13 protein-coding genes are annotated in these 15,993 nt (G+C 53.6%); 12 read left to right on the plus strand and 1 reads right to left on the minus strand.

The genetic code is table 11. The features are described from left to right. Window positions 1–36: 36 nt before the first annotated feature. Window positions 37–1,209, minus strand: coding sequence for a hypothetical protein (locus tag KNP92_RS01975; protein ID WP_214836210.1), 1,173 nt, complete (start codon window positions 1,207–1,209; stop codon window positions 37–39). 184 nt (window positions 1,210–1,393) lie between these two features. Here KNP92_RS01975 and KNP92_RS01980 point away from each other — a divergent pair, with 184 nt between their 5' ends. The 12 genes from KNP92_RS01980 (at window position 1,394) to KNP92_RS02035 (ending at window position 15,944) form a co-directional block, all read left to right on the plus strand. Beyond that, the gene (locus KNP92_RS01980) at window positions 1,394–2,161 is read left to right on the plus strand and encodes a tyrosine-protein phosphatase (protein ID WP_214836213.1); all 768 of its coding nucleotides are present in this window, start codon (window positions 1,394–1,396) and stop codon (window positions 2,159–2,161) included. Between the two features lie 102 nt (window positions 2,162–2,263). Next, a complete protein-coding gene (locus KNP92_RS01985) occupies window positions 2,264–3,415 on the plus strand; it encodes an ROK family transcriptional regulator (RefSeq protein WP_214836216.1) in 1,152 nt (383 codons plus the stop codon). Between the two features lie 166 nt (window positions 3,416–3,581). After that, window positions 3,582–4,028: a hypothetical protein gene (locus KNP92_RS01990; RefSeq protein WP_214836219.1), complete on the plus strand. Its 447-nt coding sequence runs from the start codon at window positions 3,582–3,584 to the stop codon at window positions 4,026–4,028. Window positions 4,029–4,052: 24 nt separating this feature from the next. Beyond that, window positions 4,053–5,354 (plus strand): ABC transporter substrate-binding protein, encoded by a 1,302-nt coding sequence (locus KNP92_RS01995; protein WP_251136360.1) that lies wholly within the window; start codon window positions 4,053–4,055, stop codon window positions 5,352–5,354. A gap of 64 nt (window positions 5,355–5,418) precedes the next feature. Beyond that, complete coding sequence (locus tag KNP92_RS02000) at window positions 5,419–6,375, plus strand: carbohydrate ABC transporter permease (RefSeq protein ID WP_214836226.1); 957 nt, start codon at window positions 5,419–5,421, stop codon at window positions 6,373–6,375. Window positions 6,376–6,387: 12 nt separating this feature from the next. Further along, entirely contained in the window at window positions 6,388–7,173 is a 786-nt protein-coding gene (locus KNP92_RS02005; protein ID WP_214836229.1) for a carbohydrate ABC transporter permease, read from the plus strand. A gap of 18 nt (window positions 7,174–7,191) precedes the next feature. Continuing rightward, window positions 7,192–9,180 (plus strand): beta-galactosidase, encoded by a 1,989-nt coding sequence (locus KNP92_RS02010; protein WP_214836232.1) that lies wholly within the window; start codon window positions 7,192–7,194, stop codon window positions 9,178–9,180. Continuing rightward, entirely contained in the window at window positions 9,177–11,243 is a 2,067-nt protein-coding gene (locus tag KNP92_RS02015; protein WP_214836236.1) for an alpha-galactosidase, read from the plus strand. Before KNP92_RS02010 ends, KNP92_RS02015 begins: the two co-directional genes overlap by 4 nt. Before the next feature lie 22 nt (window positions 11,244–11,265). Continuing rightward, window positions 11,266–12,450 (plus strand): galactokinase, encoded by a 1,185-nt coding sequence (locus KNP92_RS02020; protein WP_214836240.1) that lies wholly within the window; start codon window positions 11,266–11,268, stop codon window positions 12,448–12,450. Next, window positions 12,447–13,448 carry a UDP-glucose 4-epimerase GalE gene (galE, locus tag KNP92_RS02025; protein WP_214836243.1) on the plus strand — a complete coding sequence of 334 codons (1,002 nt, stop codon included), beginning with the start codon at window positions 12,447–12,449 and terminating at the stop codon, window positions 13,446–13,448. The genes KNP92_RS02020 and galE overlap by 4 nt, the downstream gene beginning before the upstream one ends. Next, window positions 13,445–14,959 carry a UDP-glucose--hexose-1-phosphate uridylyltransferase gene (locus tag KNP92_RS02030; protein ID WP_214836246.1) on the plus strand — a complete coding sequence of 505 codons (1,515 nt, stop codon included), beginning with the start codon at window positions 13,445–13,447 and terminating at the stop codon, window positions 14,957–14,959. Before galE ends, KNP92_RS02030 begins: the two co-directional genes overlap by 4 nt. Window positions 14,960–14,981: 22 nt before the next feature. Then, on the plus strand, window positions 14,982–15,944 hold the full coding sequence (locus tag KNP92_RS02035) for an aldose epimerase family protein (RefSeq protein ID WP_214836249.1): 963 nt from the start codon (window positions 14,982–14,984) through the stop codon (window positions 15,942–15,944). Window positions 15,945–15,993 lie beyond the last annotated feature (49 nt).

A 15,993-nucleotide genomic window follows, 5' to 3' on the forward strand; every position in this document is an offset into this window, starting at 1 on the left:
AGAAACAAGTCCCTGACCTTATGTCGGGGACTTGTTTTATAGTTCGGTCAAACGAACACGCGTCGAGCCGTTCGTCCCAATAAAAAGACGGAGTGAATAATTCTCACTCTCATAGACGACAGCATCTTCCGTTTCAAGCGTAGGTTCGCCAAGCGTCATAAAATTCTGTTTTGACACACTGGTGTTTGTCCAGTCAATGGCGTGGATTTGTTCGTTTTGAATTGTGAAAAATAAGCCATTATAAAATGCATATGTGTTTAACGAATCGCGTTCTTCTCCGTACGGGTTACCGATTGTGTCATATAATTCAGTCTCGGCCAATCCTAGAGTTTCACTCAAAGACAAGGCATAGGTTAAATCGAGATTTGATTTCACCCATGAAAGGAGGTCTTGGTTAGATAAGGTAGCTGCTTTCCATTCGGTTGTCATTGCCGTTTCAGGTGCCCACGCAGTCATTTTGCCTAAATCGACTTTGATAAAATTATCTTTTTTGCCAAGAACGGTATAGCGATCACCGATATCCCCGACATATGTAACGCTTGAACTATTTGGTGCACTGACTAAATCCGTAGTTTTTGAAGTCACCCACACCGTCTGCTCATTTGATTGATTCGTCTGGTCTGCTACTGGTTCAGGCTCTGGTGGCGCTTTAATAGGTTTGATCATTTTCGTTTCATTAGATTCAAACAAGGACATGAAAGATGGATAACTAAAATATGCTACTCCGCTCAAAAGCAGAAACGTGGCGACTAAAAAAAGTAATCCCTTTCGTTGTTTACGAGGTCGAGCCGGTTCAATAAGACGATGATATTGTGCACGTTCTGAAAGAGAAGGCAATTCACGTTCAGGCTTGTATCGACGCTTAGATGTTCCTTGTTGAGTAACGGGTAAATGATTATTAAGCTCTGTTGTAGAAATCGGATGTTGCATTTCATGATTCGATAAAATGTCATCGATTCGTTCTAGTAATGCTATGTAATAAGAAGAAAACGGACTGTCCGTTCTCATATCTAGTAACCATACTTCAAAAGTATGAACAGTTTGTTTCTTTTTAAAAATTGAAAAATTTACTTCTCCGGTTAATTCATTATAAGAATCATATAAAGTTTTTGAAGTGGATAAATTTTTTTTAATTAATTCTTGTAAAGCGATTTGTTTAGAAGTAGGCAACCCAGCAATCAGTTGGCGAATTTTGTCTTGTTCCTGCAAAATTACTTCCTCCTTTTCTAAAGTCGTACCTTTTAAAGTGTATCAGACTTTTAATTGTACATGCGCGAAATCGAATAAAACAAACGAGGAAAGTTAATTGCAGAAGCGAATAAGTAATGGATACATGACTATAGCACGAAAAGGTAGATAACGGATTCATATTCATTTTAAAGGAGATGTTACGTTGATTGATATTCATTGTCATATTCTTCCTTCTGTCGATGACGGTCCTCATATGCTAGAAGAATCGCTTCGAATGGGGAAGCTTGCGATGGAAGAAGGGGTAACCTCTATTGTCGCTACGCCCCATGCCTTTCACCCGCAATTCGATTCGAATAATGAATGGATTAAACAAAAATATTTAGAAGTCTGTGCAGGTTTTCAAGAAGAAGGAATTCTCATCGATCTTTATTTAGGACAAGAAATACGTGTTTCTGGTGAACTCACCACATTACTTCTAAATGCGAAAGCTATGACAATTGCAAATTCACGTTACGTTCTGATTGAATTTCAAAGCGATAGTGTACCTGCTTATGTGAATCAGTTATTGTTCAACCTTCAATTAGAAGGATATGTGCCTATTATTGCACATCCGGAACGAAATAAAGAGTTTGCACGAGAGCCCGGTCGCTTATTCGAGTTAGTAAACGCGGGTGCTCTTTCGCAAATTACAACAAGTAGCGTGACGGGAGACTTTGGTCGTCATGTTCAAGAGCTTGCGTTAACATTTTTAAGAAACGGATTGAGTCAACTTATTGCGTCCGATGCTCATAATACCGATTGTCGCTCATTTAACTGGACCCGGACAAAAGAGCAAATTGTTGACGAGTTAGGCGAGTCGATGTGGGAAATGTATAGAAAAAACGCCAAAGCGATTATTCAAGACGAACCACTTCAATTGCCTAAACCGGTACTTCCGGTAAAAAATTGGAGGGGGAAGTGGAAGAAGTAGCAGTCTGGTCATTATGAGAATCAATGAAATTTCTCTATTTTTTATAAGCGTTTTCACAAAAGTGTTACAATAAGAAAAAATAGAGAAATGGGTGGAACAGTTATGGGGAAGACGACACCACGGAACTCGAAATGGATGCGGACGTATAACCGCTCGCTCATCCTTCGGCTCATCCGGCTCCATCAGCCGGTGTCCCGGGTCGAGCTCGCCAAAGAGACGAGTTTGACGAAACCGACGATCTCGAACATCGTCAACGAATTGAAAGAAGAAGGACTTATCGTCGAGCGTGAACTCGGCGTCTCAAGCGGTGGGCGCCGTCCGATTATGCTTGAACTCGCTGCGAGTGACCGTTTCGTCATCGGAATTGACGCCACACAACGAAAACTTCATGGTGTCTTAACGAACATTCATGGCGAACTATTACATGAGGCGTGGCATGATGAACGGTTTGACACGAACGATGAATTCATTGAGGCGGTTGTCGCCCTCTACATAACATTAGCGCGTGCTACAACAGGGGATGTCATTGGGCTCGGGGTCTCGGTACACGGAATGGTCGAGGCACGCGAAGGGGTCGTCTTGTTTGCGCCGCGCTTCCATTTGCATGACATTCCACTGAAGCGAGAGCTCGAGACAAGGCTCAAACAGAACGTCTTCGTCGAGAACGATGTACGTACGCTCGCGCTCGGGGAGCTTTATTTTGGAGAAGCGATTGGGATTGATGAATTTTTTTACGTGTATGCGGGCTACGGGATTGGTGGCGCATACGTTCACGGAGGAGAGTTGATTGATGGGAAACACCATATCGCCGGTGAGATTGGCCATATGCGGATCATGCTGGATGGGCCCATCTGCTCATGTGGCAACCGTGGGTGCTTAGAAGCTGTCGCCGGGGAACGGGCGCTTCTGAATGAGGCACTTCAGTTGAATGACGAACTCACGCTCGAGACGCTCCGCGACAAGGTGAAGAATGATGTGCAGATTCGTGCTTTATATGAGCGGGCTGGGGAATATATCGGCATCGCTACGCTCAACATGATCCATCTGTTAAACCCGAATCGGATTCTCCTTGGCGGGCCGCTCTTTAGTTATGCACCACATGTCGTAGAAAACATTCAGGAACGCGTAGCTCAAACCGCACTCACCATTGATGCGAGACAGACTGATATTCGCGTTGTTGCTTGGAACGCCGATCACGGCGCACTTGGAGCGGCGGCCCTGATTACAAACCAACTGTTTCGTGAAATCCAATGATTTTTCATGTCGTCTTTCTCTCGTGGAAAGACGTTTTTTTATTTCTTTTTAAGAAAGCGTTTACAAAAAGAAAAGCGATATGCTATATTGTGATTGTAGTTAGATAATAAATTTAATTTACTAAGTAAGGGGTGACACTCTCGGGAACACGTCTGGAGGGGTAATGATGCAAAAAGAGACACCATTGAAAGATCAGTTTCACGACATATTCGGCCGTTACGGCGCGACTCGCATCTTCAGTCGGGACGAATCCATGTTTAGCGAAATGGAAGCGCTAACAGGAGGTGAGACCGATATCGTTATCACACGCTCGCGGCGAGACGGCATCTTCCGGCTCTATGACGAGGCGACCCGGGACATTCGCTTGTTCCGCGTATCGAACTTATCACGCGATGCGAAAACAGACGAGCCAGACGGGTTGTTCGAGTTGTTGCTCTGGCGCTTGAAGGAGCAAGACGCGTTGCCGTTCGGGGCGGACCTCTATGTCGTCGGGCCATACATAGAAGAGCCGAAACTGGATATTGAACTGATTGCTTATACATTGACGAGGCTCGGCGACAAGCCGATGCCGGCAACACTCATTCGGGAACTATGCCACCGACTCGTGGCGTGACTACACATTCAAAGGAGAATGAACATGAAGAAATCGACTATCGCACTCGCATCATCTGTACTCGTCCTCTCGTCGCTACTCGCAGCCTGTGGTGACAAAGAACAGGCGGCCGCTACGACAGAAGACGGCAAGCCGATCATCAACTGGTGGGGCTGGGCACCGCAACCTGAAGTCGGGGAGGCGCTTGCCCAAGCGTTCAACGAATCGCAAGACGACTATGTCGTTAAATTCAAGCGACTTGAAGACTATGAGCAACAGCTGCAAGTCGCGATGCTCGGTGGCGACGGCCCGGACGTCATCGGTCTTAAAGAACCGATGATTCCACAATATAAAGATCGTCTCGTCCCAGCGAAAGAGTACATGGACAAAGCAGCTGGCGAAGGCTGGAAAGAAAAGTTCATCGAACTCGGTGTCGAACAGACGACGGTAGACGGGGAACAGATGGCCATACCGGTCGGGTTTACCGGGCAAGCGTACCTTATGTACAACAAGACAATTCTTGACAAGTACGGGGTGACGCCGCCGAAGACTTACGATGAAACCGTCGCGGCGGTCGAGAAAATTAATGCATCGGGCGACAAAATCATCCCGCTTCAACTTGGCGCGAAAGATGCTTGGGTCGGCACGGACGTATTTAACGTGTTGAGCCATCAAGTTGCACCGGGTTACATCCAGAAAGTACTTGAAGGCGAAGCAAAGTGGACAGATGCCGAGATGGTCGAGACAGCTGAACTTTGGCAGAGCCTCTTCGCGGATAAAGTATTCCAAGAAGGTGCTTTAGGCCTCGCGACATACATGGACGGAATGAATAATTTCTTCGACAAAAAAGTAGGGATGTGGGTTATCGGCTCATGGGAAGCCCATTCGATGACGACAGTCGAGAAACGTGATAAGTGGAACAACTTCGAAGACGAGATTGGCTTCGTCCCACTCCCTAACCTCGCTGGCGGCACAGAGCAACCGGTCATCGCTTCGATTGACATGGCACTCGGCGTGAACAAAGAGTCGAAACAACAAGACGGCGCGGCCGCGTTCATCGCCTACATGACGCAAGGCGAAGGCCAGTCGCTCTACATGGAGAAGTTTGAAATGGCACCAGCCATCAACGACATCGAAGTCGACTACGAAGACAAGTTCACAAATGACGTCGAACGCGAATCGTATGAAATCTTGAACGAGACAGTGAAGAACGCTGTCGCAGGCCGCGGCATCCGTGACCCGCGCGTCTATGACACGCTCGGAAAAGAGCTTCAAAACATCGCTGCCGGCCAAGACGCAAAAGAAGCGCTCGAGCGCATCCAAGCGATCGCCGATCAAGGTAAATAATATTCCGAGCGCCAGTAGCCAGTCTCGCTGGCGCTCGATCTTTTGAAGAGAGTGAGGGATTCATATGCAACAAGCGACCGATTTGAAGGAGGGCGGGCAACCGACCCCGTTGATCCTGCCGCCGAAACAACCCGACCCGATGCGGAAAAAGGTACAGATGAAGAAAAACCTTGTCGGCTGGGCGTTTGTCGCCCCGACGGTCCTGTTCGTCATGGCTTTCATCTATTACGGGATTTTCTACAACGCGTACCATTCACTTTTCTCATGGGACGGAATCTCGTTTGAGAAAGTATTTATCGGCTTTGAGAACTTTGCGCGTATGTTCCGTGATCCGGAATTTTATAGTGCGTTGAAGAACACAGGGATTTTCACAGTATTGACCGTGACGATTCAAGCAGGCATCGGACTCGTCTTGGCATACCTTCTCCACACGAAAGGGGTCGGCCGGACGTTCTTCAAATCGGTGTTCTTCTTCCCGGTCGTCTTGAGTCCGGTCGTCCTTGGTGCGGCGTTCTCTCAGATTTATGACTTCCAGTTCGGTTACATCAACGAATTCTTGCGTGCGGTCGGTCTCGGCTCGCTCGCACAAAACTGGCTCGGCGATCAGGACGTCGCCCTCTACTCGATCATCTTGATTAACATTTTCCAATGGACGGGTTCATCGATGATTATGTACTACATGGCGATGCTCGCAATCGAGCGCGAAGTGTTCGAGGCGGCCAATATCGACGGCGCCGGCTTTTGGCGCACGCTTTGGAGCGTCGTGTTCCCGAACTTAAAAGGGACGACGTTCACGCTGACGATCCTCGGGGTCATCGGCGGACTGAAGACGTTCGACATCGTCTGGATCTCGACGCAAGGCGGCCCGGGTAACTCGACCGAGGTCATCTCGACATACTTGTTCCGGAAATCGATGCTCCACCAAGAAGTCGGTTACGCGAGCGCCATTGCGGTCATCTTGCTCATCATCGCGCTCAGCATCACGTATTTCCAGACACGCGTACAGAAGAAAATGGACTAAGGAGGCCCACACATGGAAATTCAAACGAAAAAAGGCAGATGGTTGACGAATATTGGCCTCTCGCTCATGGCTGTCATCTGGCTGTTCCCGATCTTCGTCATGTTCAAAGAGAGCCTCCGGGTGAACGGGTTCAGCAACTATATCGCGACGCTACAGAACCCGAACTTCCCACAGTTCGTCTTCAACAGTTTCTTCGTCGCTTTCTTTATGATCACCATCTCGATCACGTTCCTCGCCTTCGCAGCGTTCGGTTTCTCGAAGCTTGAGTTCGCCGGGAAACGGCTGTTGTTTAATCTCGTCCTCGCTGGCCTTATGCTTCCGGTCGCGTCGCTCATCGTGCCACTCTTCTTTACATTGCGGACGCTCGACGGATTGAACAGCTACTGGGGACTCATTGGCGCCGAAGTTGCATTCTTCCTCCCGTTCGGTTTAATGCTCATCAAGAGCTACTTCGACGAGTTACCGAACGAATTGATGGAAGCAGCCCATATCGATGGGGCGTCGACGTTCCAAATCTTCTACAAAATCATGATGCCGCTCGCCAAACCCGCACTCGCCACGGCGACGATTTACGCCTTCCTCAACTCATGGAACGAGTACTTAATGGTCCTCACGTTCATGACGGATCCGGCGAAACAGACGGTGACGATGGCGCCGACGTTCTTCACAGAAGCGCTCGGTGGAGACCCAGGGAAACTCTACGCCTCGCTCGTCTTAATCAGCTTGCCGACGATGGTGTTCTATATCTTCTTCCAACGCTTCCTACAGAAAGGCATGACGTCAGGGGCGGTCAAATAATCGATTGAGGTGAATGCAATGTATTTAGGAGTAGACTACTATCCAGAACAGACGGACCGTGCCCTTTGGGATGAGGACGTCCGTTTGATGAAAGAGCTCGGTGTCAACGTCATCCGGATGGCCGAGTTCGCATGGACGATGATGGAACCGGCCGACGGGGAGTTCGACTTCTCGTTTTGGGACGAGGTCGTCGACAAGTTCGGCGAACATTTCGACATCATCCTCGGCACGCCGACGGCGACGCCGCCCGCATGGATGATCGAGGCGCACCCGGACATCTTGCCAGTGACGGCGGACGGGGTCCGCATCAGTTTCGGTGCCCGTCGCCACTATACGGTGAACAGCCCGGTGTACCGCGAGTACTGCAAACGCATCACCGAGAAGATGGCCGAACGATACGGTAAACACCCGCGCGTCATCGGCTGGCAGACGGATAACGAATACGGCCATGAGAAATCGGACCGCTCGTACGGCGACGTCGACAAAGTCGCGTTCCAGACGTGGTTACAGGAGCGCTATGAGACGCTCGATGCGTTGAACGCCGCCTGGGGGACCGTCTTCTGGAGCCATACGTATACGGCATGGACACAGATTCCGGTCCCTCGCACCGTGTTCCAAGAACACAACCCGTCGCTCCTCGTCGATTTCGACCGTTTCTGTTCGGACGCATACCGCTCGTTCAACAAGCTCCAAGTTGACACGCTCCGCCCGCTCATCCATGACGATGCGTTCATCACGCACAATCTCGTCTATAGCGACATGGCGATCAACCAGCAACAGATGGCCCAAGACCTCGATTACGTCTCGTTCGACAACTATCCGGTCTGGGGCGGGTTGCCGGAACCGAACCGCTTCGAGAAGACGGCGCACGACCACGACCTGTGCCGTTCATCAAAACAAGGGAAAGGCTTCTGGGTGATGGAGCAGCTCAGTGGCGCCCAAGGGTGGAGCCGCATCGGGTACTTACCGCGCCCGGGGCATATCCGACTTTGGACACACCAAGCCGTCGCCCGCGGTGCCGAGGCAATCGTCTATTTCCGTTTCCGGGCTGCTGACTTTGGGACCGAGGAGTTTTGCCACGGCATCATCGACCATGATGGGAAGCCGAAACGGAAGTTCAAGGAAGTCCAGCACGTCATGTCAGAACTGCATGCGCACGGCGACATGATTAACGCTGCCGAATACAAGGCCGATGTCGCCGTCTACTTCGATCAAGAGAACTTGTGGGCGTGGACACATCAGCCACACTCGGACGCGTTCAACTTCAAACAAGAGTTCGTCCGCTTCTACGGGGCGGCCGTCCGCCAAGGCGTCAACACGGACATCGTCTTTCCGGGTGACGCGCTCGACCGCTATAAGCTCGTCGTCGTTCCACTCTATTTCCTCGGAAATGAGACGTTCGATGCGACGCTCCTCGACTATTTAGAGAACGGCGGCAACGTCATTTTCACGTATCGGACCGGCGTCAAAGACCCGCTCAACCGGTGCCATAACTTGACGTTACCGGGCAAATTCGCCAAATATGCCGGCATCGAGGTCGACGAGTACGAGAGCCTCCAAGCCGTCCAATCGAATGAGGTCCAGCTTGGCGACCAAGTGTCGACGGCGAACATTTGGTGCGACTTGATCACCCCACATGGTGCGGAAGTGCTCGCGACGTACGGCCAAGCGTTCTACAAAGGGACGGCCGCCATCACGCGCCATACGCACAAAGGGGACGTGACCTACATCGGCTCATCGGTCGACGACGCGATGCTCGATACGATTTATAACGAGGCGCTCACCCGCGCTGGTATCGACGCAAATCGACTCCCGGACGACGTTGAGAAAGTCGACCGCTTCGGCGACGGCTATACGGTTCGCTTCTATTTGAACCATTCGACGGAATTGACGTCATCGGTCGAGGTGACCGGGGACTGGAAGACGCTCGACGGCAATCACGTCTCAGGGGAGCTTGAGCTGAAGCCGCTCGACGTCGTCATCTTGAAGCAGGAGGTGGGCGTATGATTTACCGCTTCGACGACCGCTTCGTGATCGAAGGCACGAACGTCGCCTACGTGTTCGACGTCGACGCCCGTGGCCGACTCGTCCATCAATACCTTGGTGGACGTTTACATGAATCGGACTACGTCGAGTTGCCGGACGCACGTGTCCTGCACTCGTCGTTCGAGACACCAGAAGGCGTCGCCGCGTACGAGTTCGCCTCGTTCGGTGACCTCGTCTACACCGAGCCGACGCTCAAGAGCGAGACTTCGGGTGAACGGTTACACGCCTTCACGCTTCAACATGCCCGCATCGACGGCGACACGCTCGAGCTCGACTTGGTCGACGCCATCCAACGGCTGACGGTGACGCTCCACTTCACGGTGTATGCCGCGTACGACATCATCGCACGCAAGATGACGGTGAAGGCCGAAAACGAGACGACGCTCGAGAGCGCCCAATCGTTTAGCCTCGGCCTTATCGACCGCACGCTCCGCCTGAGCCACTTCAGTGGGCTATGGACGGGCGAGTTCCAGCTCCAGCAAGGCGAGTTGCTTTCGGGCAAAAAGACAATCGAGAGCCGCCGCGGGTTGACGAGTCATCAAAACAACCCATGGTTTGCCCTCGACGACGCGGCGACAGAAGAACATGGCGAGGTCATCTACGGATTCCTCGGCCATTCGGGCAACTGGGCCATCCACTTCGAGCGCGACCAGTTCGGCTTCACGCAAGTAACGGGCGGGATCAACCCGTTCGACTTCACGAAGACGCTACAGGCAGGCGATTCGTTCACGACGCCCTCGGCTTATATCGGCTATACAGAGCAAGGCTTCGGCGGCATGAGCCGGAACGCGCACGACTTCGAGCGCGACGTCATCATGCCCGAAGCGACGCGCGAGACGCTCCGCCCGGTCCTTTACAACTCGTGGGAGGCGACGTATTTCGATGTCAGCGAGGACGGACAGAAACGGCTCGTCGATGAAGCGGCCGCCATCGGCTGCGAGCTGTTCGTCGTCGACGACGGCTGGTTCGGCGAACGGAACTCGGACGCGGCCGGTCTCGGAGATTGGCACGTCAATACGAAAAAATTCCCAAACGGGCTCGACCCGCTCATCCGCTATGTGGAAGAGAAAGGTCTCCAGTTTGGCCTCTGGGTCGAACCGGAGATGGTCAACCCGGATAGCGACTTGTATCGGACCCACCCGGACTGGATTTATCACACGGAAGGACGCTCGTCGACGACGTCGCGCAACCAGTTCGTCTTGAACTTGGCGCTCCCGGAAGTCGAGGCGCACGTGACCGGTCTATTGGATGATTTGCTGTCGAAGCACGCGATCCGTTACATCAAATGGGATATGAACCGCGCCTTCTCCGAGCCGGACAGTCCGCATTTAAATAAAGCGAAAGAACTGTGGCTTCGTCATACGGATGCCGTCTATCGCATCCTTGATACGCTACGGGAACGACATCCAGGCGTCGCCTTCGAGTCATGTGCCGGCGGTGGAGGACGGATTGACCTCGGTGTGCTCACGCGCGTCGAACAAGTGTGGACGAGCGACAACACGGATGCGCTCGACCGGCTCACGATTCAAGAAGGCTTCTCGTACGCTTATAACGCCAAGATGATGAGCTGTTGGGTAACGGACGCGCCGAACTGGCTAAACGCTCGCGCCTTGCCGCTCGCCTACCGATTCGTCAGCGCGATGCAAGGTACGCTCGGCATCGGTGGCAATCTTCTCGAATGGAGCAAGGACGACCTGGCCGAATCGAAGCGCTGGATCGAGACGTACAAGTCGATCCGCCCGCTCGTGCAACACGGGACGAGCTACCGGCTCGCCTCACTAAAAACGGACGGCTTCCACGCGATGGGTTACACGGACGGGGAGGACTACGTCGCCCTCGTCAACGCTGATCGACGCCATTATGGTAAAAACAAGCTCCGCGTCAAACTCGCCGGGCTCGACCCGGAGAAGACGTATACGTATGACGGTAAAGCGTTAAGTGGCCGTTACTTGATGCAACAAGGGATCACACTCACACAACACATAGACTATGACGCTTATTGCCTGGTGATTCGCCCGGCGTAAGCGATGGAAGGGATGGAGCCGTATGCTTTCATTTGATTTACAACGCCTGCACGACCAATTCGAGACCGTGTTCGGGGCGGCGCATGAGCGAACGTTCTTCGCACCGGGCCGCATCAACTTGATCGGCGAACACACGGATTATAACGGAGGACACGTCTTCCCGTGCGCGATCACGTTCGGCACGTACGGACTCGTCCGGAAACGAGAGGACGACTTAATCCGCGTCTACTCGCTAAACTTCGAGGACGTCGGGCTCGTCACGTTCCCGGTTTCGGATGACGCCTACGCGGCGGCACACGACTGGGCCAACTACGTGAAAGGGGTCGTCACGTTCTTGAAGCGGGACGGACACGACGTCGGCGGGTTTGACTTCCTCCTCGCCGGCAATATCCCGAACGGGGCTGGCCTGTCTTCTTCGGCCTCGCTCGAACTCGTCACGGCGTTCATGATCAATGACGTATATGGGCTCGGCCTCGACAAGCTCGACCTGGTTCGTCTCGGCCAACGTGTCGAGAACGACTTTATCGGTGTCAACTCCGGCATCATGGACCAGTTTGCGATCGGAATGGGAAAGGCGGACCACGCCATCCTGCTCGATTGCGATACGCTCCATCACGACTATGCACCCATCAAACTCGACGGCTATGACATTGTCATCATGAACACGAATAAGCGTCGCGAGCTCGCTGACTCGAAATATAATGAGCGCCGCGCCGAGTGTGACCAGTCGCTCGAACGATTGAAAGCACACTTCGAAGTCAACGCGCTCGGTCAACTGTCGGTCGCCGAGTTCGAGACTGTGGCGGATACGCTCCCGGAGACGCTCCGGAAACGGGCGCGCCACGCTGTCTCGGAGAACGAACGGACGAAGCTCGCCTTCACTGCGCTCGAAGAAGGACGGCTCGAGGCGTTCGGTGCGTTGATGAACGCCTCGCACACGTCGCTACGAGACGACTATGAAGTGACCGGGATTGAGCTCGATACGCTCGTCACAGCGACGCAACAGTGTGACGGCGTCATCGGTGCTCGCATGACCGGAGCGGGCTTTGGCGGCTGTGCCATCGCCATCGTTGAAAAGTCAGCGACGGAAGCCGTCATCGAGACCGTATCGACCGTGTATGAGGCGGAAATCGGTTACGCGCCGACTTGTTATATCGCGTCTGTCGGAGACGGCGCGCATGAACTTGTAGAGGAGGAAGTGAAATGAGTGTACTCGTCGTCGGCGGGGCCGGCTATATCGGCTCCCACGCGGTCCGCGCCTTGCTTGCGCGAGGACGCGACGTCATCATCATCGACAATTTACAGACCGGCCACATCGAATCGGTGCCGGACCAGGTGAAGTTCTATGAAGGCGATATCCGCGACCGAGCGTTTATGGACGAGACGTTCCGCCATGAGTCAATCACGGACGTGCTTCATTTCGCGGCCAACTCACTCGTCGGCGAATCGATGGAAGAACCGCTTCAGTATTACGACAACAACGTCTTTGGCACGCAAGTGTTGCTTGAGACGATGCGCAAGCACGGCGTCGGTCGGATTGTCTTCTCCTCGACGGCCGCGACATACGGCGATCAGGATGAGATGCCAATCCGTGAAACGGCCGAGACGAACCCGACGAACACGTACGGGGCGACGAAGCTCGCGATGGAGACGATGATGAAGTGGTGCGACCGCGCCTTCGGTATTCGTTTCGTCGCATTGCGCTACTTTAACGTCGCCGGTGCGCACCCGTCCGGTGAGATCGGCGAGGACCATACGCCAGAGACACACCTCATCCCGCTCGTGCTCGAAGTCGCGAACAACCAGCGTGAGGCGATCACCGTTTTCGGAGACGATTACGCGACGGCGGACGGTACGTGCATCCGCGACTACATCCATGTCACTGACCTCGTGGACGCGCACGTGCTCGCTCTTGACTATTTGGAAGCGGGTGGTGTAAGCGATGTGTTCAATCTCGGGACGGAGACCGGCTTCTCGGTGCTCGACATCATCGAGGCAGCCCGTCGTGCGACCGGTCACGCCATACCCGTCAACATGGGCGAACGGCGACCCGGCGACCCGGCGATGTTGATCGCGTCCCCGGACAAGGCGAAGCGCGTCCTCGGCTGGAAGCCGGAACGCTCGACGATCGAGACGATTTTGGCGGACGCCTGGAACTGGCACGCGGCGCGTCCGAACGGCTACAAGGAAGGGGTGAGACGATGATTGATGCAACGATTGAAGGTCTCGTGAATGCGGCGATTGACGCCGGACTCATCACGGAGCAGGACCGCATCTATTCGCGAAACCGGGTTTTAGCGAAATTGCATAAGCTCGACTTCGAGGTCCCGACGTTCGTTCCAGTCGAGCCGATTCCGGATTTATTGGAGACGCTCGCCGATGCGGCGGTGCAATCTGGATTGATTGAAGACTTGCTTGAAGAGAAGGACCGGTTCACAGCTGAGGTCATGGGCGTGTTTGTCTCAAAGCCTTCTGAGGTGACGCGTACGTTCGAGGCGCTCCGGGCGACGGACGTGACGGCGGCGACGGATTTCTTTTATAGAATGAGTCAAGCGTCGAACTATATCCAAACGAAGCGAATTGCCAACAACATCAGCTATAAGACACCGACGCGTTACGGTACCCTCGACATCACGATCAACTTGTCGAAGCCGGAGAAAGATCCGCGTGAAATCGCGCGGGCTCGTCTGCAACCGACACCGGAGACGAACTATCCGGTCGGGTTGCTCGCCATCGAGAACGAAGGCTATAGCGGCCATTTAAACCATCCGGCCCGGGCGAATCATCGCATCATCCCGCTCACGCTCGGCGGCGAGGCGTGGTCGTTCCAATACTCGCCCTACCTGTATTACAACGAGCACTCGATCTTGTTGTCGAACAAGGTGCGCGACATGGTCATCGACCGTTCGGCGTTCGAACGGCTGCTTGACTTCACGACCCAGTTCCCGCACTACTTCGCGGGATCGAACGCGGACTTGCCAATCGTCGGCGGCTCGATTTTGACGCACGACCATTACCAGGCCGGCCGCTACCGGTTTGCGATGGACGACGCCAAAGTCGTCGAGACGTTCCGCTCGGACCGCTACGACCAAGTCGAGATTGAGACGCTGTTCTGGCCGCTATCGGTCGTTCGGCTCCGTTCACGACAAAAAGAGCAACTCGTCATGCTCGCGAACCAATTGCTCGGCCATTGGCGCGACTATACTGACGGCGACATCGTCCCGTATTCGGGTGAGACGCGCCACAACACGGTGACGCCGATTGCGCGGCGCCGGGACGGGCGCTATGAGCTCGATCTCGTCCTCCGAAACAACCGGACGAGCGAAGAACATCCGGACGGCATCTTCCACCCGCATGCCGACGTCCATCACATTAAGCGCGAGAATATCGGCTTGATTGAAGTGATGGGACTTGCCGTGCTCCCGGCCCGTCTGAAAGCCGAACTCGAACAAGTCGTCCGCTACGTGGACGGAGAAGACGTCATCGTTGCCGATATGCACAAGGCGTGGGCCGATTCGCTCAAAGCGCAGTCTGGTGACGCACGTCATATCGTCGAACAAGCCGTCGGTGACAAGTTCGTCAAGTGTCTTGAGGACGCTGGTGTGTTCAAGCAGACGGCCGACGGACAAGCCCGTTTCGCCGCCTTCATGCATGCATTCTTAAGTCACGTCGATAAAGTGGAGTACGGGACGACGACTACGGGAAGTAACAGGTAAACGAATCGAAGTAGGTGAGCGAGTGAGACAAGCAACGATTGAAAACGCGAACGGCATGCGCCTGTCGGCCATCGACTATGGCTGCGCCATGACCGAATTGACGGCTCCGGACCGGGACGGGAACTATGAATCCGTCATTTTGAGATATGCGGAGCCGGAACAATACTTAGAGAACCCAGTCTATATTGGGTCTGTCGTCGGGCGCATCGCCGGACGAATCCGCAACGCCGAGATTGACGGGGTGGCCTTGACCCCAAGCGAGGCCCCGCATCATATCCACGGCGGCGAGGAAGGTATCACGGCCCGATATTGGGACATGGACGTTGACGGACAAGCGATTGTCTTTACGTACTTAAGTCCGGATGGGGAGGAGGGTTACCCGGGAAACGTCCGTTTCAAAGTTATCTATGAACTGACGGACACGGACGAACTCGTCGTCACGATGACGGCCGATACGGACGAACGGACGTGGGTCAATTTGAACCACCACAACTATTTCAACCTCGGCGGACGGCCAACGATTCATGATCATGTGCTGACGCTACCAGCCGATCACGTCGCCGAGCTCGATGACGAGTCGCTGCCGACGGGTAAGTTGCTCGAGGTGGCGGACACACCGTTCGACTTCCGAAATGGGAAGGACGTCGGTGCGGCGATCACGTCGAATCATGAAGCCATCACGCATGCTGGTGGCCTCGACCATCCATTTCTTTTAAAGGATGGGGCGATTCGCCTGCATGACCCGGTAAGTGGACGCGTCATGGACGTCGAGACGAACCAGCCGGTCATGGTCGTTTATACGGCTAACTTCTTAAGTGAAGAGACCCCGGTGACGCTCGAGGGGCGGCAAAAACATAGCGCGATTTGTTTAGAAGCCCAGGCGTTCCCAGACGCGCCGAACCATCCGGACGTGGCGACGTCAATCGAGTTGAATCCGGGCGAGTTGTATCTTTCGCGGACGGTATATCGGTTCCACGCAGAATAATCAAATCCCCATCACCGTAAAGTCGGCGATGGGGATTTTTTGTCGGAAA

Origin of the sequence: Exiguobacterium sp. s122, from assembly GCF_018618475.1 — a bacterium.
Classification (GTDB): Bacteria; Bacillota; Bacilli; order Exiguobacteriales; family Exiguobacteriaceae; genus Exiguobacterium; species Exiguobacterium himgiriensis.

What these genes read in the sequence shown, in the direction of transcription:
- KNP92_RS02010 (WP_214836232.1), top strand. Translation starts at nt 7,192, where the DNA reads ATGTATTTAGGAGTAGACTACTATCCAGAACAGACGGACCGTGCCCTT.
- KNP92_RS01995 (WP_251136360.1), top strand. Translation starts at nt 4,053, where the DNA reads ATGAAGAAATCGACTATCGCACTCGCATCATCTGTACTCGTCCTCTCG.
- KNP92_RS02020 (WP_214836240.1), top strand. Translation starts at nt 11,266, where the DNA reads ATGCTTTCATTTGATTTACAACGCCTGCACGACCAATTCGAGACCGTG.
- KNP92_RS02000 (WP_214836226.1), top strand. Translation starts at nt 5,419, where the DNA reads ATGCAACAAGCGACCGATTTGAAGGAGGGCGGGCAACCGACCCCGTTG.
- KNP92_RS02005 (WP_214836229.1), top strand. Translation starts at nt 6,388, where the DNA reads ATGGAAATTCAAACGAAAAAAGGCAGATGGTTGACGAATATTGGCCTC.
- KNP92_RS01990 (WP_214836219.1), top strand. Translation starts at nt 3,582, where the DNA reads ATGCAAAAAGAGACACCATTGAAAGATCAGTTTCACGACATATTCGGC.
- KNP92_RS02015 (WP_214836236.1), top strand. Translation starts at nt 9,177, where the DNA reads ATGATTTACCGCTTCGACGACCGCTTCGTGATCGAAGGCACGAACGTC.
- KNP92_RS02030 (WP_214836246.1), top strand. Translation starts at nt 13,445, where the DNA reads ATGATTGATGCAACGATTGAAGGTCTCGTGAATGCGGCGATTGACGCC.
- KNP92_RS01985 (WP_214836216.1), top strand. Translation starts at nt 2,264, where the DNA reads ATGGGGAAGACGACACCACGGAACTCGAAATGGATGCGGACGTATAAC.
- galE (WP_214836243.1), top strand. Translation starts at nt 12,447, where the DNA reads ATGAGTGTACTCGTCGTCGGCGGGGCCGGCTATATCGGCTCCCACGCG.